Here is a 19126-nt window from a genome sequence, read left to right as displayed (position 1 = left end):
TGCCCTACCGGCCAGAGGGGGCGCGAGGGATCGCGGCCTCTCCTGCGAAGAAGGCTACACCCTCTTCCGCCACGGCAGGCTCCAGCGCGCCTTCTCCAGCGAGGCCTTGGCTTCGACCGTGGCCGGGGCGGCCTGGGCTTCGCGGTATTGCACCGAGCCCGGCGGCGGATAGGGCAGGCTGTCGTTGAGCTCCAGCCTGTCGAGCTGGCTGAAATCGGGGAAAGGCAGTTTTTCCTCCTCGCGCCAGGCGCTGACCCGCTTTTCCGCGGCGATGCGCTTTTCCTGGTCGAGCGGCAGGTCGGCGGCGCTGTATTCCAGCTGCGCCGGGAATGCGAACTGGGCGCCGGCCTCGTCCATCACCGCGATCATCGACAGCAATATATCCTCGCGGATGGCGAGAAACTCCGAGCCATCCGCGGTCGTGATGTAGGTGAAGACCTCGATGTCGAGTGAATAGGGGCCGAAGCCGACGAAGCGCACGCGGCACGGGTCGTCGATGACGCGCGGATGAGCGATCAGGAGCTTGCGCAGCGCCGCCAGCGTGTAGCGCAGCTGGTCGGGCGTCGTCTCGTAGCGCAATTGCAGCGTGGTGGCGAAGCGGGTGCGGTCGCGATGGGCGTAGTTCTCGATCTGCATGCCGGCGAAGTCGGAATTCGGCACCGAGATCACCGTGCGGTCGACCGAGCGGATGCGGGTCGAGCGCATGCCGATATGCTCGATGGTGCCGGACTGGTTGCCGAATTTGCAGAAGTCGCCGACGCTGACCGGCCGGTCGGCATAGAGCGTCAGGCCGGAAAGAAAATTCTGCAGCGTCGGCTGCGCCGCCAGCGCCACCGCCAGGCCGCCAATGCCGAGGCCAGCCAGCACGCCCTGATAGGGGATCGCCAGCACCTCGGCCAGGAGCAGGAAGGCGACCACCAGGGCGGCGATGCGCGCCACGCCGGTCAACAGCGAGATCAGCGTCTCGTGGTAGCCGGGCACGTTGAAGGTGGCGCGGTAGCGCTCGGCGATCTTGCCGATAAGGTGCCAGACGACGGGAACCGCGCCGATCAGGATCAGGCTCCAGGCCGCCGCCTTGGCGGATGCCGCGATCACCTGCGGCAAGCCGAGCGGCCGCAGCGCAAACAGCAGGAACAGGCCGAGGAAGATCGAGCGCACCGCCCATTCGACGACGCGGAAGAAGCCGGCCCGCCCCGAACTCCTGCCGCGGCGGGCGAAGAACACGATGACGGCGTTGGCAAGGAAGCCGAAGGCGATGCCGGCAAGCACGGCAATGCCGAGCCCCAGCCATTGCCAGCGTTCGATCGGCCCGGCGCGGGTCAAAAGGGCAGGGCTGATCTCACGGGCAAGGCCCCTCGTGGCGAAGAAGGGATCGTTGCTGGCGAAGGCGGTGAATTCCGGCGCCACCGGCGCGTCCTCGATATCGGCATAGAGCGTGCGGATGTTGGCCAGCGTTTCCGGGGTGAATTTCCACAGCTTGCCGCCTTTCTCCGTCCCCACCGGAGCGACGACGATGTTGCCGGCCGGGTGCTCGAAATACACATAGGGCGTGTTGCTTTGGGGATCGTCGGGAATTTCCTGCCAGTAGACGTAGCCGATGCGGTCGATGACTTTCTTGAGATAGCTCTCGAGCAGAACCGCCTCGTCGGACCGCACCGCCGGATTGTAACCGCGCATGTCGAGCGCCGTTTGCGTCGAACCGCCATTCTGGTCGGCGATGCCGCCGAGCAGCATCTTGAACGTGTCGCGCGGCGAGGCGAGCTTGGCCGGATCGTCGACCATGTCGGGGGCTTCGCCACGCGCCGCCTGGAACTCGGCGAGCTTGGCCTGCAGCACGGCGAGCTGCGGCCCGACGATGAACCATTCGCCGGCCTTGCGGCGGAAGGTGACGTCGAAGAAAACCTTGCTGCCATATTGCTGCAGCCTGGCTGTCACCTCGTCGCCGGGGATCGCATCATGCGGCAGGTTCCACAGGCGCAAGGTGGCGTTGTCGATCACCGAAAACAGGAGCTTGGTGTAATCGGGCATGTTGAGGCCGCCGCGATCGGCCTCCGTGACGTCGACGAGGCCGGCCGCCAGCGCGGCAAGGCCCATGCCGCCGCCGGTGGCGCGCGGCACATTGTCGGCGCCGCTCTCGTTCATGGTCTGCAGGAATGAGCGCATCGTCGTCATCGGGCTGGTCTGGTCGACCTTGAGGGTCTCGGCGGCGTCGACGCGCACGCCCGTCCACCATTCGGCGGTGGCGGATTCGAAACGGCCCATGAAGCTGGCGCCGTCCGGCGCCATGACGAAGCTGAACTCGCCCTGGCGACTGCCCTCGAACCAGCGGCCGAACAGCTTTTCGCCTTCGGTCTTGGCTTCGATGCGGCCGCCATACAGGGGATAGACGCCCTTCACCTCGGCGCCGTCCTGCTCGAAGGTGATCTGGGCGCCGCCGCCGCGCCATTTGGTGTCCCAAACACCGGCCCAGTTGGCCGTCTGCTGGGCATAAGCGGGCTGAATGACAGGCAGCAGGCCGGCCAGCGCAAGCGCGGCGATCAGCGTGACCAGGCGGATCAGGACCAGAGCAATTCCAGGAAAGCGGCGTAGCGATTTTCCCGGGAAAAGCGCGTAGCGCTGCCGCGCCTGCGGATCGTGTTCTATCGAGGCAACCGGGACACCGCGCATTGCATTGCCCTTCTTCTCGGACCGCTGCCATCAGGCCGCAGCATGTCGCGGAAGGTTATTCCGCGTGAAGATGAATATTGTCTTTCCGGCAGGCGACAGGCGGCAGGCGGAGGCGATGATTTCGCGCCGTCGCCTGGCCCTTCAATCGTAGGTCAGGTCCCTCGCCTTGCCGCCGAACACGCGGTAGGCATAGAAGGAATAGAAGATGATGATCGGCAGCACGACCACGGTGCCGGCCAGGATGATGGCCAGGCTTTCGGGTGCGGAAGCCGCCTGCCAGATGGTCAGCCTGTCGGGCACCACGAACGGATAGAACGACCAGGCGAGCCCGGCAAAGCCCAGCGCGAAGATGGCGGCCAGCGTCAGGAACGGCGTCAGCGAATGGCGGTCGTCGGGCCTGGGCAGATGAGAGGTCTGCCGCCACAGCCACAGGAACAGCAGCGCCGACAGGATCGGCAGCGGCGACAGATAGAGCATTTCGGGCAGCACGAACCATTTGGCGAAGATGCGCGGGCTGGCGAAGGGCGTGGCCAGCGACACGGCAGCCATGCCGAGCGCGGTCAGCACCAATGTGGTGCGCAGCCAGCGCACCGCCTTTTTCTGCAAGTCGCCTTCGGCCTTGTAGATGACCCAGGCCGCCCCCATCGCGGCGTAGGCCGCCGCCAGGCAGAACGCCACCAGCACGCCGAACGCCATGGCGCCCAGGCCGAAGTCGAGGCCAAGCACATAGACGCCCAGCATATAGCCTTGCGCCAGCGAGGCGATGAGCGAGCCGAGGAAGAAGATGCGGTTCCAGCGATGCTTGCGCTCCGTCGCCACCTTGGCGCGGAAGTCGAAGGCCACGCCGCGCAGGATGAGGCCGACCAGAAGCACGAACACCGGGATATAGAGCGCGCTGAGGATGACGCCATGCGCCATCGGAAAGGCGACCAGCAGAAGGCCGACGGCCAGCACCAGCCAGGTCTCGTTGGCATCCCAGAACGGGCCGATGGCGGCGATCATGGTGTCCTGCTCGGCGTCCTCGGCCGCCGCGAACAGGATGCCGATGCCGAGATCGAAGCCGTCGAGAATGACGTAGATCAGGATGGCGAGGCCCATCAGGCCGGCGAAGATGAGGGGGAGCAGGGTCGGCCAGTCATAGGTCATTTCTCTCTCTCCTACTCGCCAGCCGCGGGCTGCGACATCGGCTTGTTGAGCACGCCCGGCAGCGGCGAGGTGTCGCCGTCCTTGGCCGCCTTCAGCGCCAGGTGGACCAGAACGCCGAGATAGGCGATCAGCAACAGCACGTAGAGAGCGAGATAGACGGCCAGCGTCAGCGCCACATGGCTGCCGGCCACCGGGCCGACGGCGTCGGCGGTCCTCAGCACGCCCGTCACCAGCCAGGGCTGGCGGCCGATCTCCGTCGTATACCAGCCGGCGAGCGTCGCCACCCAACCGGAGATGGTCATCGGCACCATGAGCAGCGCCAGCGGCCTCGGCAAGCCATGACGGCGCTTGAGGAAGAAGGCGGCCGACCAGGAGACGGCGAGCATCAACAGGCCGGTGCCGACCATGACGCGAAAACCCCAGAACACCGGGAAGACGGGCGGATGGTTGCCGGGATAGTCGTTGAGCCCCGGCACCACGCCCCTGGCACTGTGCCGGAGGATCCAGCTCGCCCCGTCGGGAATGGTCACCTCGAACCTGTTTTCCCTGGCCGCTTCATCCGGAATGGCAAACAGCACCAGCGGCACGTTGGGGCCGGTGTTCCAGTTGGCCTCCATGGCGGCGATCTTCTGCGGCTGGTGCTCGAGCGTGTTCAGGCCGTGCTGGTCGCCGGCAAGGATCTGGATGGGGATGAGGATGGCGGCGGTGAAGACGCCGGTGCGCAGCGCCTTCCACATCGATTCCGAGCGGTCGCCCTTGAGGTAGCGCAGCGCCGACAGGCCGGCTATGAGGAACGATACCGTAAGCCCGGAGGCGAGCAGCATATGGACGAGACGGTAGGGCATGGAGGGGTTGAAGAGGATCGCCCACCAGTCGACGGCGTGGGCGACGCCGTCGCGCATCTCGAAGCCGACCGGCGTCTGCATCCACGAGTTCAGCGCGATGATCCAGAAGGCAGACACCGTGGTGCCGCCGGCCACCAGCACGGTCGCCAGCGTGTGGATGCGGTTGGAAACGCGGCGGAAGCCGAACAGCATGATGCCGAGGAAGGCTGCCTCGAGGAAAAAGGCGGTGAGGATTTCGTAGGCCAGCAGCGGCCCGGCGATGTTGCCGACCGTTTCCATGTAGCCCGGCCAGTTGGTGCCGAACTGAAAGCTCATGGTGACGCCGGAAACCACGCCCATGGCGAAGGACAATGCGAACACCTTCACCCAGGTGAAATAGGCGCGCATCCAGGCCGAATCATTGGTCGCGTTGTAGCGGAGCTTGAAGAAAAGCAGCACCCAGCCGAGTGCGATGGTGATGGCTGGAAACAGAATATGAAACGAAATATTCGCACCGAATTGAATGCGCGAAAGGATGAGCGGGTCCATGGCGGGCTCCGGCTGCTTCTAATAAGCGGAGAATAGGCTTGTAGGGCCAGCCGGTCAAAGCGGCGTCCCGCCGCGAGGCGGAACGCCGCAGCGCCATGCGGCGGCAATGTCGAGAACTGTCAGCAACGGCATTGACTTGCGGTTGCATGCGGCGACATTCGTCCTATATCTGGGGTCCTCTTTCAAGCAGCCGTTTTCAGCCATGCAGCCTGTCATCTCCATTTCCGGGGTCACCAAGACCTACGCCACCGGCTTCAAGGCGCTGAAGGAAATCAATCTCGACATCGAGCGCGGCGAGATCTTCGCGCTGCTTGGCCCCAACGGCGCCGGCAAGACGACGCTGATCTCGATCGTCTGCGGCATCGTCAACCGTTCGTCTGGCAGCGTCACGGTGGATGGCCACGACATCACCAGAGACTATCGCGCCGCGCGCGGCCTGATCGGGCTGGTGCCGCAGGAACTGACCATCGATGCCTTCGAGAGCGTCTGGGCGACGGTCAACTACAGCCGCGGCCTGTTCGGCAAGCCGGCGAACCATGCCTTTGTCGAGAAGGTGCTGCGCGACCTGTCGCTGTGGGACAAGAAGGACGCCAAGGCCATCACGCTTTCGGGCGGCATGAAGCGGCGGCTGATGATCGCCAAGGCGCTGTCGCACGAACCGCGCGTGCTGTTCCTCGACGAGCCGACGGCCGGCGTCGACGTCGAACTGCGCCAGGACATGTGGGCGATGGTGCGGCGGCTGCGCGAGGACGGCGTCACCATCATTCTCACCACCCACTATATCGAGGAAGCCGAGGCGATGGCCGACCGCGTCGGCGTCATCAACCGCGGCGAGATCATCCTGGTCGAGGGCAAGGCCGAACTGATGCGCAAGCTCGGCCGCAAGCGCCTGGTGATGGAACTGCGCAGCCCGCTCGGCGCCATTCCGGACGCCTTCTCGCACTACGCCCTGGAATTGTCGCCGGATGGCGGGCAGATCACCTACACCTATGACAACCAGAGCGACCGGCCGGGCGTGGCGTCGCTGATCCGCGATCTCGAGGCCGCCGACATCCAGTTCCGCGACCTGGACACGCAGAACAGTTCGCTGGAGGAGATCTTCGTCAATCTTCTGAGGCAAGAGCCATGAACCTGCGCGCGGTATGGGCGATCTACCGGGTGGAGATGGCGCGCGCGCTGCGCACCGTCTTGCAGAGCATCGTCTCGCCCGTGCTGTCGACGTCGCTGTATTTCGTCGTCTTCGGCTCGGCCATCGGTTCGCGCATCACCGAGATCGACGGCATCAGCTACGGCGCCTTCATCGTGCCCGGGCTGATCATGCTGTCGCTTTTGACGCAGTCGATCTCCAACGCCTCCTTCGCCATCTACTTCCCGAAATTCGTCGGCTCGATCTACGAGCTGTTGTCGGCTCCGGTCTCCTATCTCGAGATCGTCCTCGCCTATGTCGGGGGCGCCGCCACAAAGTCGATCATCCTCGGCCTGATCATTCTGGCGACGGCCTCGCTGTTCGTGCCGCTCTCGATCCAGCATCCGTTCTGGATGCTGGCCTTCCTGGTGCTGACGGCGGTGACCTTCAGCCTGTTCGGCTTCATCATCGGAATCTGGGCCAGGAGCTTCGAGCAGTTGCAACTGGTGCCGCTGCTGATCATCACGCCGCTGACCTTCCTCGGTGGCAGCTTCTATTCCATCAACATGCTGCCGGGCGCCTGGCGCACGGTGACGCTGTTCAATCCGGTCGTCTATCTGATCAGCGGCTTCCGCTGGAGCTTTTTCGGAAAATCGGACGTTTCGGTCGGCATCAGCCTCGGCATGACCGTGGTGTTTCTGCTGATCTGCGTGGCGACCGTCGCCTGGATATTCAAAACCGGCTACCGGCTGAGGAATTGAGGGGCGAAGCCACGCTGAACCGCGGTCAGAGCTAGATCGCCTTCACCAGCCGCAGCAGGCCCAGCATCTCGACATAGGTTCCCTCACGGAAGGCGACGTAGACCGGCTCCTCGATGCCGTGGAAACGACGCTTGAACGCCGCCTGCCCCTGCAGGTTGAAGCGGCGGCGGTTGACCCAGGGCGAATCATAGGCGCGCTGGAAGGCGTTGCGCCAGAAATCGCTTTCGGCGAATCCGCTGGGGCCGACGTCGACCAGCGGCGACAGCCCGAGCGTGACGACCGAAATGCCTTCCTCGCGAAAGCGGTCGACGGCGAATTTGGTCAGGCCGACCTCCGCATGCGGCGAGGCGTCGATGTGCTTGCGCTTGAAGGCTGTGGTGTAGCCGATGACCTTGCCGCCGCGAAACAGCGGATCGAAGTCGAGCAGGGCGACCAGTTCGCCATCGGGGCCGTGCAGCACGAAGCGGCGCATGTCGACGCCCACATGATCGGCGAAGTGCCGGTTGAGGAAGCCCATTTCCCAACGCTTGACGATGCGGTCGCCGCGCCAGTTCGCCGAAAGCCGGGAGATCTCGTCGAGAAAGATCGTCCGCTTGTCCTCGGCGAACGAAAAGCCCTTCTTCAACAGCCAGCGCTCGGAGTAGCGCACGGTTTCGTTGCGCTTGCCGGAAAAATCGTGTTCGGGCAGCGGCAGACGGGTGTCGATGCCCAGCCGGTTGACCTTGTAGCCGAGCCCGGCCAGCACCCGCGCCGACTGTTCGCCGATCTGCACGAACCAGGGGCTGCCGGCGGTCTCGACGAAGCGCCTGATATAGTCGGCCCGATGGGCCGGATCGGCGACCGGGTCGCCGAGCGCGAAATGATGCTTCATCTTGGTGCCGAAGGCGATGTAACCGTCGGCGTCGCCGAAATAGGAGAGCCTGCCTTGCACGGCGGAGGAGTAGGCGAGTGAGAAGTCGCCGTGGCGGCGCACCAGCGCCAGCCGTTCGGCATGGGTGAACGCCTGGCGCTCGACCTTTGGCGAGGCACGCTCGAGGATTTTGTCGAGATAGATCCGCAAGGAGGGCATGGGTCGAGATTCCGCGTGCATCTGCGGCGCGCACCCGGGTACGCTATACGCCGTGGCGCCTTGATTTTGCACAGGAAGCCGAAAAAAGCGTTTCGAGGGCTTCGGATTCCTGTACCGGTAACAGAGATCCGCCAGCCCCCGGATCTCGAATCAATCACATTGCCGCGACCTGATTATCGCCGATCTCGCGTATATGCCATATAGGACGCAACCGCGGTGCGGCGCATGGCCTCGAAATCCGGGGCCGATCTGCTGTATGGATCATGCGCGGGAGGGCGTTCTGCCGGTGTCGGCGGAAGCGCCACAAGGGTGGAATGGGGTTCGTGAGCGAATGGCAGATACGACAATCAGACCGGCAGCGCACCAGACGGTAACCATCGAACCGGCGATCGTCATCGGCGCCGGCGCCGCCGGTCTCGCGGCAGCGCAGGCGCTGGTCAAGGCCGGCGTGGCGACGGCGATCCTGGAAAAGGAGAGCCGGTTGGCCGAGCCATGGCATCGGCGTCACAAGCAGCTGCGCCTCAATACTCACCGCGACCTTTCGTCACTTCCCGGCCTTGCCTATCCGAAGGGCACGCTCGCCTTCCCCCACAGAACCGCCGTCATCCGCTATCTGAACGATTTCAGCGAGGCGAACCGGCTGCCGGTGGAGCTCGGCGTCGCCGTCGAGGCGGTCCTGTTCAGGGGCGACCACTGGGCGATAGAGACCAGCGCCGGGATGCGCCTGGCGCGCCACGTCGTGATCGCCACCGGCCGCGACAGACAGCCGTTCATCCCCGACTGGAAAGGAATGCGGGATTTCGCCGGCCGCATCATCCATTCGGCGGATTTCGGCGACGCGAAGGACTATGCCGGCAAGAAGGTGCTGGTCGTCGGCGCCGGCAACTCGGGTATAGACGCGCTCAACCACCTGGCGCAGGCAAGCACCGCCTCGCTGTGGCTGTCGGCCCGCAACGGTCCGTCGGTCCTGCCCAAGCGCATCGGCAAGATTGCCGTGCACCGGCTGTCGCCGCTGATGGCGCGGTTGCCTTTGCGGGTCGCCGATGCGGTGATCGCCTTGACGCAGCGCCTGGTTTTCGGCGACCTGACGAAATTCGGCGTGCCGCCGGCACCGGTGGGCGGCGCCAGCCGCCTGACCACCGACTACACAGCGATCGCCGCCGACGAGGGCGCGATCGACGCCATCCGCGCGGGCAGGATCACCGTCGTGCCGGGGGTGCGGGAATTCACCCGCGACGGCGTCATCCTGGCCAATGGCAGCCTGATCGATCCCGACATCGTCATTGCCGCGACGGGCTACCGCACCGGGCTTGAGCAGATGGTCGGCAATCTCGGCGTGCTCGACGGCAAGGGCGTTCCGGTCTTCAACGGCGGCGATGCGGATCCGAAACTGCCTGGCCTCTGGTTCACCGGCATGCGGCCGAGCATCCGCGGCTGCTTCGCCAATGCCGCCATCCAGGCCAAGGCGATCGCCGAGCGGATTGCCCGGCGGATCGCCAATTCGGGCCGCTGAACCGGGCTGGAGGTTCGTTTTACGCGTCGGACGGAACCCCACTTTCCTGGAATTGCCCTCTAAATCGCGATCTTGCCGCCGCCTTGCCTGGTAATGGCGACGACCGCCGGCCGCACCGGCATGTCCGGCTTGAAATCGGGCCAGCGCGTCGACGGATCCTCATAATAGGACGGGCGGCCGAACGCCTCCCAATCCTCGCCGCCGTCGCCTGGATGCTGGACGGCGACGAAGGCGGTCTGATCGTCGGGCGCAAACAGCGGCCCGCACATTTCAGCGCCGATCGGCACGCGGAAAAACAGTTTTGACGTCGCGCGCGCCGGCCCTTCGGTGTCGACCGCCCACAGGCCGTCGGTGCGGCCGGTGGCCTTCGGGCCCTGGCCGTCGGTGGCGACCCACAGGCGCCCGGCTGAATCGACCGCGCAATTGTCGGGCATGCCGAACCAGCCATTGGCCGTGGTGGCGGTGGAGAAGGTGGCGCCGACATCGGCAACCGCCGGATCGCCGCATTTCAGGAGCACTTCCCATTTGCCCCTGGTGCCGGCGAAATCGCCGCCATCTTCCGATATCTCGATGATGTGGCCGAAAGCGTTGTCGGCGCGCGGGTTGGCGGCGTCGACCTGGTCGGCTTTGCGCTTGGAATTGTTGGTCAGCATGACATAGACCTTGCCGTTGACACGATTGGGCTGGATGTCCTCGGGACGGTCCATCTTGGTGGCGCCGAGCAGGTCGGCGGCACGCCGCGTCTCGATCAACACGTCGGCCTGGCCGGCAAAGCCGTTCTCAGGTGTCAGCGGGCCCTGGCCGAAGACGATCGGCAGCCATTCCACCGTACCGTCCGCAGCGAATTTGGCGACATGCAGCGTGCCGTCGTCGAGCAGGTTCATGTTGGCGGCGCGGTCGTCCGGATCGAAACGGCCCGCGGTGACGAATTTGTAGACGTACTCGAAGCGCTCGTCGTCGCCGAGATAGAAGACGACGCGGCCATCCTTGGCGACGATCGATTCGGCGCCTTCATGCTTGAAGCGGCCCATTGCGGTGCGCTTCCTCGGCGTGGATGTCGGATCGTTGACGTCGACCTCGACGATCCAGCCGAAACGGTTGGGCTCGTTCGGCTCCTTGGCGAGGTCGAAACGATCGTAATGCGCGCCCCATTCATAGGCGCCTTCCGGAATGCCGAGGCGCTTGTAATTGGCGGCTTCCTTATGGCCTTCCGGCAGTTCACCGGAGAAATAGCCGTGGATGTTCTCCTCGGCCATGACATAGGTGCCCCAAGGCGTGACGCCGCCGGCGCAGTTGTTGAATGTGCCGATGACCTTGGTGCCGGATGGGTCGGCATTGGTCTTGACGCGGTCATGACCGGCGACCGGGCCCGACAGCGCCATTTCGGTGTTGGAGGTGATGCGGCGGTTCAACTTGCCGTCGCGCACCACCTGCCACTTGCCGCCTTCCTTGCGGATCTCGACGATGGTGCCGCCATGTGCCGCCATCTCGACATCGACCTGCTCCTTCGAGAGCGGCGCGAGTTCGGCCGCCTTCTTGCCGTCCTTCTCGACGATCCTGACGATGCCCGGGAACATCAGATGCGGATTGGTGTATTCGTGGTTGACGACCAGCAGGCCGTGCTCGGCGGAGCCACCGATCCCGATATAGCCGACATAGTCATTGTTGTAGCCGAATTGTCTTGCCTGGGCCTCAGCCGACTGCCTGGCCGGGTCGAACTCCGGCGAATCGGCAAACAGCGGATCGCCCCAGCGCAACAGCACGTCGGCATCGTAGCCCGGCGCGACATGGTGCTTGTCGTCGATACCGGCTTCGAGTTCCTCGAACGAGAAGGCGGAGCCCTCGGCGGCACGCGCATCGTCGGCGGCCACGAGCGCCAGCGGGCTGACGGTGGCGGCGATGGCCGAGACGGCCAGCGAGCCCTTGAGGAAGGCGCGGCGGGAGAACCGCTCGGCAATGATTTCGCCCATGGTGCGGTTTTCGGTGGGGTTGGTCGCCGGACCGTCGTTTTCCTCAAGCAGGCTGGTGCGGAATCGGGCGTCGGGCGAGCGATGGTCGGTCATGGTCTGCCTCTGGCTGGATGGCTGGAGCGTGTCACGCGTTTCGACCCCTTATAGACGATCGGTCACACTTTCGTGACATTCGTGCACCCGCCAGCTTGACCGCGAACCTCGCGCCACATCCGGTTTGAAACTCGGACCAAGGTCCTAAACCGATCGGGGCGAAGGTCCGGATTGCCGCGGCATCGGTCGTGGGCCACTTACACGAACACGCCATGTCGCCGATGGTCGCGTACCTGCACGAGATGGCCTCTGAATTTTGCCGGTCCGATCAAGTGAGGGACTGATGCGCAGCTCGATCATGGCTCATTGTTGCTGGCTGGCCCTGAGAGCAGTGCCGGCACTGGCGCTGACCATAGCCCCCTATCACCTCGATTTTCACGGTTCCGCCGCAGGCATTGTCGCGTCCAGCGCCCAAGCCAAGCCTGGCGGGAACAGCGGCAATGGCGGTGGTGGCGGTAACGGCAATGGCGGCAATGGCGGCAATGGAAATAACGGCGGCGGCAACAATGGCAACGCCGGAGGCAACAATGGCAACGCTGGCGGCAACGGGAACAATGGCGCCGGCAACAACGGCAAGGGGAAGGGTGCCAACAGCTCCGGCAAGCATGTGAACGCAACAACCGGCGATCGTGTCGAAATAGACGACAACAAGATCGTGGTGCAGCACCCTAACGGCTTCGGGGAAGAGATCGAGAAGGGTCGCTTCAAAATGACCGACGCTCTGGGCCGCACGATCGTCGAGCGCCCTGCGACGGCGGCGGATATAAGCCGCCTCAAGGGGTTGTAGAGCGGGCAATAGGCATCGCCCGCTTTACGTGTCACCTCCGCCGCCCCCCGGCGGAGGTGACCTTATCGCTCCGGCCCCGTATAGGGGCCGTCTTTTTTGCCCTGGAGCGTTCCGCTGCTGCACCGCGCTTCAGGTTTTCATTTATGCGTGTCGTTATCCCAAACCGGGGATCCCTTGCGGCCGACCAGGATTAGCTGCCGGCCCGATCCCGCGCTTCGCGCATCAGCAGCGCCGCCTCGGTGCGATTGCGGACGTTGAGCTTGGATAGCACACCGGTCATGTGATGCTTGACCGTTTTTTCCTGCAGTGCCAGCCGCAGCGCCACTTCCTTGTTGCTCAGCCCTTCCGCCACCAGCTGCAGGATCTCGGCCTCGCGTCCGGTGAGCTGACGCAGGCGATCCGTCCTGCCGTTGGCCGGCTGCAGCGATTGCAGGTCCGAAAGCAGGCGAGCCGACAGGGTCGGCGACACATAGGTCTCGCCGGCCGCGACACCATGGAGGATTTCGGCCAGCATGCGCGAGCCGACCCCCTTCAGCACATAGCCGCGCACACCGGCATTCAGCGCCCGCGCCACGTCGGCATTGGCCTCCGAGACCGTCAGCATGACGATCTTCTGTCCGGGATTGGCACCCAGTATGCCGGCCACCGACGCAAGGCCGTCACCCGGCATGCTGATGTCGAGCAGCAGTATGTCGGGCTGCAAAGTCGAGGCGATGCGTTCGGCATCCTGCGCCGTGGCGCCCTGGGCCACCATTTCGAAGCCGCCGATCTCCGACAGGCTGCGGGTAACGCCTTCGCGAAACAGAGGGTGGTCGTCGACAATGGCGACACGGATGGTACCGATCATGGTTGATCCTCGACGGCTAGCGTAATCATCAATCGTGTTCCCTGCGGCCCGGTCGTGGTCTCGAACTGGCCACCAATGCTTTCGATACGCTCCCTGATGCCGGCGAGCCCCAGGCCTTCGGCCCGCCTCGGGTCGAATCCGGGCCCGCCATCCGACACTTCAACGAAGAACTTGCCGCCTGTCATCCCGGCCTTCACCTCCTGATCCTTGCCCTGCCCATGACGGTAGGCGTTGTTCAGCCCCTCCTGGACGAAGCGATAGATGCTGATCTTCTCCGAAGCGCCCAGTTCGGGCAACTGCCTGGATAGGGTCAGCGCCACGGAACTGCGGGTCCTGCGTTGATGCTCGTCGACGGCAAGACGCAGAATGTCGCCGGTCGCGGCCGTTTCTATCTGCGGCAGGACAAGGCCGTTGCAGATGCCGCGGATTTCACGCATCGCGTCGTCCAGCGCCATGCGGATCATGGCGATCTCGGCGTTGCGGCTGTCGCTGGAGGCACCCTCGCCGGAAATGGCGGGGCTATCCACACGCAGCGCCGCCAGCGCGACGAGCTGGGCCGGCCCGTCATGAAGGTCGGCACCGATGCGACGCAGGTGTCGTTCATTGAGCGCCGTGGCACGGCGCGACGCCTGCTGGACGCGCAGGCGCAGCGCCCGGTTTTGCGAAACCAGCGCCTGCAGCTCGGAGACCTGGCCCTGCAGAACGCCGCGCTGCTTGTCGATGGTGCGGCTGCCACGTATGACGATCCCCGACAACAGCAGCAGCGCCGTCAGCGTGGCGCCGGCCACGATCAGCCAGCTCGACAGCAAGGCGGAAGCCAGAGCCGCCTGGAAATCGTCGGCGATCTCGTAGAATTCGGTGACGGCGACCACCTCGCCCGACCAGGGTTCGCGGACTGGATTGTAGATTTCCAGCAGCGGCACGCCCGCGGCCCTCTCCTCCTTGTCGTCCTCGTCGCCTAGCTCGTTGAACTCGGCGACGACATTCCCGGCGAAGGCGGCACGCAGGTTGGCGCTCGGGCCGAACTGCCGGCCGATCAAGGCCGTGTCCTTCGAATACAGCACCGTGCCGTCCCGACGCCACAGCTTGAAGGAAAACAGCCGTTTGCCGAGCGCGCCTTGGCCGAGGGTCTCGTCAAGCGCCCGTTTGACGGCGTCATCGAGCTGATGGTTCGTGCGCAGATCGGGGAGCAGCGGAGCGATCACGCTGTCGACATAAAGGGCAGTCGTGGCCGCTGAATTGTGGAGCACGCTTTCGCGGATTTGCGCGGTGACCCAGAAGCCGACCACCAGCATCACCGCAAGCAGCCCGAAGCCGCCGGCAATGATGAACTGCAGCGCCAGCGTAAGCCCGTTCCAGCGCCGCGACAAGGTTTCGAGAAATCGCACGCCACGCTCCTCGCCCCCACCCGCAGGGGCAGGGTAGTGGCCGCGACTTTGGCGCTTCGGTCCTGCCGACACAAGAGCCTGGTCCCACGGCAGCTGCTTGACGTCCCGACGCGCTTGCGAAACAAGGCACGGACGACCGGCATCAATATCGAGGGCAGGGTGAGTTTTTCGGGGTTACTTCAGCTCGGTCTTTCGACCGTGATCTTTCTGCTGGCGGCGGCGGCCGCCAAGCAATGGGGGATGGCGCCCAGCCTGGGCAAGATCGTGCTGACGCTTGCGCTCTATTCGCTGGGCAACCTGATCATGCTGCGGCTGATTCGCGAGTTCGGCATGTCGGTGTCGTTCAGCCTGTCGGCCGTCATCCAGCTGGTATCGGTCAATCTGGTGGCGCTGATATTCTTCGGCGAGCGCATCAATACGCTGCAAGCGGCCGGCATCGTGCTGGCGATTGCCGCCGTGGCGCTGATCACGCTCGGGCCCTATGTGCAAGGGCGATGACCGGCAAACCATGGTTGCGAAACGAGGTTCGATGAAGACTGCGGCAAAGGCTCTGCTGAGCCGGGTCGAATTCCCGGTGCTGCTGGCCGGCCTTGTCGTCGCCGCCGGCCTGTGGGGCTTCGTGGAGTTGATGGAGGTGGCACGGGCCACCACGCCGCACGCCTTCGACGCTGAAATCATGCTTGCCTTCCGCCAGGCCGGCCAACCCGGTATCCCGATCGGCCCGCCATGGATGGAAGGGGCGATGCGCGACATCACCAGCCTCGGCAGCACCAGCGTGCTGGTGCTGATCACGGCGGCGACGATCATCTATCTGCTGTTGATCCGCAGGCCCGGGACCGCGCTTCTCATCTTCGTCGCCGTGGCGGGCGGCCAGATGCTGTCGAGCCTGCTGAAGCTCGGCGTCGACCGGCCGCGGCCCGAGCTCGTCTCGCATCTGGTCAACGAGACCTCGCTTTCCTTCCCGAGCGGCCACGCGATGCTTTCGGCGGTGACCTATCTCACATTGGGCTCGCTTGCGGCGCGCTTCCTGCAGGGCCGGACGACGAAGATCTATGTTCTGGCGCTCGCCGTGCTGACGACGGTGCTGGTCGGCATCAGCCGCATCTATCTCGGCGTCCACTGGCCGTCGGACGTGCTGGCCGGCTGGTGCGCGGGCTTTGCCTGGGCCATGCTGTGCTGGTTGGCGGCAAGGGTCCTGCAACGGCGCAGGGTGGTGCGTGACGACGTCTGACGACGCTCGACCGGGAAGCGGTCAGATCAGCCGGTTGATCAAGTGTCCGCAGCCCGTTAGCAGAAGGACCACCGATACCAGGCATGCCGATGTCGTCAATGTCTTGAAAATGGTCAACCACGTTATCCCCTGCCCCAGATGGAACACCATAGCTCTCAATGCTCGGGAAGTATCCGAAAAATGCTCGATAGCGATGATGATCAAGGCTCAAGCGTACATCCTGATGCTTGAAACATCATAATGATCGTATTATACATCATATCCGCAGACTCAGACGGGGATCCCGGCCGATGATCACTGCCGCGCAGATGCGCGCCGCGAGGGCGCTGGCCGGCATCGATCAGAAGACGCTCGCCGAGCGCGCCGGCGTTTCGCTTCCCACCATCCAGCGCATGGAAGCGAGCGACGGCGTGGTCAGGGGTGTGGTCGATACGCTGATGAAGGTCATCCAGGCCCTCGACGAGGCCGGGGTGGAGCTGATCGGCGAGAATCAACCCAGTGAGCGCGGCGGCCGGGGCGTGCGCCTCAAGCCTGCCGTGCCGCCCAATCCGAAAGCTGAGCCGGCATAAGTCGCGACGGCGACCGCCGACAGTCCTGCCGACGATCCCGCCGCCTTTCAGGTGCGGAAGGAAGTCCATGGACGAGATCGGGCAGACGCTCAACGAAACCGCGCGCAAACCGACCCATGGGCCGGCAAAGCCGACTTTTTCCGAACTGTTCACACCGAAACTGGTGACGGTCTGGCGCGAAGGCTACAGGCTCGAACATCTCAGGGCCGATGCCATTGCCGGGCTGACCGTCGCCATCGTCGCCTTGCCGCTGTCGATGGCAATCGCCATCGCATCAGGGGTGACGCCGGAGCGCGGGCTCTACACATCGATCATCGGCGGCTTCATCATCTCGGCGTTCGGCGGCAGCCGTTTCCAGATCGGCGGCCCCGCGGGCGCCTTCATCGTGCTGGTGGCGGCGACGGTCGCGCGGGTCGGCGTGGACGGGCTGTTGCTGGCGACGATGATGGCCGGCATCTTCCTCATCGCCATCGGCTATCTGCGGCTCGGCACCTACATAAAGTTCATTCCCTATCCGGTGACGGTCGGCTTTACCGCCGGTATCGCCGTCATCATCTTCTCGGGCCAGATCGTCGAACTGTTCGGGCTGAAGCTCGCCGGCAAGGAGCCAGGCCCGCTGGTGCCGAAGCTGACGGCGATCGGCGAGGCGGCCGGCACGATCAATCTCGCGGCGACCTTCGTGGCGGTGCTGACAATCGCAACCATCGCTTTCCTGAAGCGCTGGCGGCCGAAATGGCCGGCGATGTTGATCGCCATCGGTCTGGCGTCGCTCGCGGTGGCGCTGTTTGCGCTGCCGGCCGAGACGATCGGCACGCGCTTTGGCGGGATCCCGCGCAGCCTGCAATGGCCGGCGCTTCCCCCCGTCAGCCTCGACAGGATGATCGACGTGCTGCCGGACGCCATCGCCTTCGCGTTGCTGGGCGCCATCGAATCCTTGCTGTCGGCCGTCGTCGCCGACGGCATGACCGGCCGCCGGCACCGTTCCAACTGCGAACTGGTGGCGCAAGGCTTCGCCAACATCGCCTCGGCCCTGTTCGGCGGCATCTGCACCACCGGCACCATTGCCCGTACCGCCACCAATGTGCGGGCCGGCGCGCACGGGCCGGTTTCGGGCATGATCCACTCCATGATCCTGCTCGTCCTGATGCTGGCGGCAGCGCCGCTCGCCAGCTACATCCCGCTCTCCGCCCTCGCCGGCGTGCTGGCGGTGGTGTGCTGGAACATGTTCGAGAAGCAGGCTTTCGCCACGCTGCTGCGCGCCTCGCGCGGCGATGCGCTGGTGCTGATGGCCACCTTCCTGATCGTGGTCTTCCGCGACTTGACCGAAGGCATCGTTGTCGGCTTCGCGCTGGGCTCGATCCTGTTCATCGACCGCATGGCGAAATCCATCGCCGTCGAGGCCGACCAGACGCTGGTGCCTGAGGACGTCGCCGACCGCAAGAGCGTCTATGATTCCAGGGTCGCGACCGACGCCGACACCGTCGTCTACCGCATCTCCGGCGCATTCTTCTTCGGCGCCGCTTCGACCGTCGGCGCGGTGCTCGACCGCATCGCCGACCAGCGCAAGAACTTCATCCTCGACTGCTCGGCGGTGCCGTTCTTCGATTCGACCGCGGCCAATGTCATCGAGGGTGCGGCGCACAAGGCCAGGCGCGCCGGCGTGCGCTTTGTCATATCTGGCGCTTCGCCGCAGACAAGACGCACGCTGATCAACCACGGCCTCAAGCGCCCGCTGGTGACCTACGCCGCCTCGATCCGGGCAGCGCAGGCGCAGTTGGAGGGAAAAAGGGCAGCGCAGTAGCTTGCATTCTTCTTCCTTTCAACGCGCCGGGAAGCACCTCTCATGGGTTGAGCGATCGTGAACCGCTGACAAACGGACTTCCCCGGACGTAAAATCGCAGCAGGCGGTCGGCATCCTTCGAAATGCCGATCCGAACGCTCTGCCCGATTTCGCCGGGGTCGCGGCCATCGCTTGCAAGCCATAGAGGGCCTTCCCGGCAAAGATCGAGCCCGTCGAGCGAACGGTCGATCCGCAACGCCATGGCGAGCCTTCCCGGTCCTCGCGCCAGGTCACGCAGGCGCTCGATGCCGCGATTGAGCTGCATGATCGGAATGCCGTCGAGCGGCTCCAATGCCCTGATCAGGACGCCGGTTCCGATGCCGGGCATCTCGCTCGAGACATTCAGCATGTATGAGATGCCGTAGGCGAGATAGACATAGGCATGCCCGCGCTCGAGGAACAGCGAGCGATTGCGCGGGGTCATTCCCCTGAAGCCGTGCCCGGCAGCATCGCCGGCGACATATGCCTCGGTCTCGACGATGCGGCCGCTGGCAATGCCTTCGGGCAATTCCCGGACCACGATCTTGCCGATGAGATAGCGCGCGAGAGCGGCCGTATCGTGCGGCAGTTCCGAACGAGCGAGCGGGCGGCGGACGACCATCCTCATGGCGGCTGGTTTTAGATCCGCCCGGCCCATGTGGCAAAGGCTCTCGTGCGGCCGGCTCCGAAAATCTTCTCAATCCAGCTTCAGCGCCGCGACTTCGCCCTCGTTCATCAGCGGGATATAGAGGATCGACTTGCCGCCG

General features: G+C 64.8%; 16 protein-coding genes. 8 read left to right on the top strand and 8 right to left on the bottom strand.

Annotated features, from left to right (window positions below; genetic code table 11):
- Positions 1–54: 54 nt before the first annotated feature.
- The 3 genes from FJ426_RS03450 to FJ426_RS03440 form a co-directional block, all read right to left on the bottom strand.
- Positions 55–2667, bottom strand: coding sequence for a mechanosensitive ion channel family protein (locus tag FJ426_RS03450; protein ID WP_140824727.1), 2613 nt, complete (start codon positions 2665–2667; stop codon positions 55–57).
- A gap of 141 nt (positions 2668–2808) precedes the next feature.
- Positions 2809–3813, bottom strand: a complete 1005-nt coding sequence (locus FJ426_RS03445) for a cytochrome d ubiquinol oxidase subunit II (RefSeq protein WP_140824726.1) — start codon at positions 3811–3813, stop codon at positions 2809–2811.
- An 11-nt stretch (positions 3814–3824) separates the two neighbouring features.
- A complete protein-coding gene (locus FJ426_RS03440) occupies positions 3825–5186 on the bottom strand; it encodes a cytochrome ubiquinol oxidase subunit I (protein WP_140559135.1) in 1362 nt (453 codons plus the stop codon).
- 202 nt (positions 5187–5388) lie between these two features.
- Between FJ426_RS03440 and FJ426_RS03435 the strand changes: the two genes are divergently transcribed.
- Together FJ426_RS03435 and FJ426_RS03430 are read left to right on the top strand one after the other, a co-directional pair.
- Positions 5389–6315, top strand: coding sequence for an ABC transporter ATP-binding protein (locus tag FJ426_RS03435; RefSeq protein WP_140655140.1), 927 nt, complete (start codon positions 5389–5391; stop codon positions 6313–6315).
- Complete coding sequence (locus FJ426_RS03430) at positions 6312–7073, top strand: ABC transporter permease (protein ID WP_140551751.1); 762 nt, start codon at positions 6312–6314, stop codon at positions 7071–7073. Before FJ426_RS03435 ends, FJ426_RS03430 begins: the two co-directional genes overlap by 4 nt.
- A 31-nt stretch (positions 7074–7104) precedes the next feature.
- Here FJ426_RS03430 and FJ426_RS03425 read toward each other — a convergent pair whose 3' ends face one another.
- Entirely contained in the window at positions 7105–8142 is a 1038-nt protein-coding gene (locus FJ426_RS03425) for a phosphatidylglycerol lysyltransferase domain-containing protein (protein ID WP_140559137.1), read from the bottom strand.
- 331 nt (positions 8143–8473) lie between these two features.
- Here FJ426_RS03425 and FJ426_RS03420 point away from each other — a divergent pair, with 331 nt between their 5' ends.
- Positions 8474–9655, top strand: coding sequence for an NAD(P)/FAD-dependent oxidoreductase (locus FJ426_RS03420; RefSeq protein WP_140559138.1), 1182 nt, complete (start codon positions 8474–8476; stop codon positions 9653–9655).
- A gap of 59 nt (positions 9656–9714) precedes the next feature.
- On the opposite strand, the gene FJ426_RS03415 is transcribed toward FJ426_RS03420, so the two are convergent.
- Entirely contained in the window at positions 9715–11718 is a 2004-nt protein-coding gene (locus FJ426_RS03415) for a PhoX family phosphatase (RefSeq protein WP_140559139.1), read from the bottom strand.
- Between the two features lie 331 nt (positions 11719–12049).
- On the opposite strand from FJ426_RS03415, the gene FJ426_RS31230 reads away from it, so the two are divergent.
- Entirely contained in the window at positions 12050–12505 is a 456-nt protein-coding gene (locus tag FJ426_RS31230) for a hypothetical protein (protein ID WP_318013613.1), read from the top strand.
- A 190-nt stretch (positions 12506–12695) separates the two neighbouring features.
- Here FJ426_RS31230 and FJ426_RS03400 read toward each other — a convergent pair whose 3' ends face one another.
- Both FJ426_RS03400 and FJ426_RS03395 read right to left on the bottom strand, forming a co-directional pair.
- A complete protein-coding gene (locus tag FJ426_RS03400; protein WP_140491751.1) occupies positions 12696–13352 on the bottom strand; it encodes a response regulator transcription factor in 657 nt (218 codons plus the stop codon).
- The gene (locus FJ426_RS03395; protein WP_140559140.1) at positions 13349–14740 is read right to left on the bottom strand and encodes a sensor histidine kinase; all 1392 of its coding nucleotides are present in this window, start codon (positions 14738–14740) and stop codon (positions 13349–13351) included. Before FJ426_RS03395 ends, FJ426_RS03400 begins: the two co-directional genes overlap by 4 nt.
- A gap of 159 nt (positions 14741–14899) precedes the next feature.
- Between FJ426_RS03395 and FJ426_RS03390 the strand changes: the two genes are divergently transcribed.
- From FJ426_RS03390 to FJ426_RS03375, 4 genes are all read left to right on the top strand, one after another.
- A complete protein-coding gene (locus tag FJ426_RS03390; protein ID WP_140493450.1) occupies positions 14900–15238 on the top strand; it encodes a hypothetical protein in 339 nt (112 codons plus the stop codon).
- A 31-nt stretch (positions 15239–15269) separates the two neighbouring features.
- Positions 15270–15971, top strand: coding sequence for a phosphatase PAP2 family protein (locus tag FJ426_RS03385; RefSeq protein WP_140514147.1), 702 nt, complete (start codon positions 15270–15272; stop codon positions 15969–15971).
- Positions 15972–16261: 290 nt separating this feature from the next.
- On the top strand, positions 16262–16540 hold the full coding sequence (locus FJ426_RS03380; RefSeq protein ID WP_140491757.1) for a helix-turn-helix transcriptional regulator: 279 nt from the start codon (positions 16262–16264) through the stop codon (positions 16538–16540).
- A 67-nt stretch (positions 16541–16607) separates the two neighbouring features.
- Positions 16608–18341, top strand: coding sequence for a SulP family inorganic anion transporter (locus FJ426_RS03375; RefSeq protein WP_140559141.1), 1734 nt, complete (start codon positions 16608–16610; stop codon positions 18339–18341).
- A 40-nt stretch (positions 18342–18381) separates the two neighbouring features.
- On the opposite strand, the gene FJ426_RS03370 is transcribed toward FJ426_RS03375, so the two are convergent.
- Complete coding sequence (locus FJ426_RS03370) at positions 18382–18981, bottom strand: DNA-3-methyladenine glycosylase (protein WP_140493453.1); 600 nt, start codon at positions 18979–18981, stop codon at positions 18382–18384.
- Positions 18982–19126: the final 145 nt, after the last annotated feature.

Source organism: Mesorhizobium sp. B2-6-4 (genome assembly GCF_006441495.1).
Classification (GTDB): Bacteria; Pseudomonadota; Alphaproteobacteria; order Rhizobiales; family Rhizobiaceae; genus Mesorhizobium.
The sequence above is the reverse complement of the archived record's forward strand: the minus strand, read 5'-3'. Positions and strand labels throughout refer to the sequence as shown.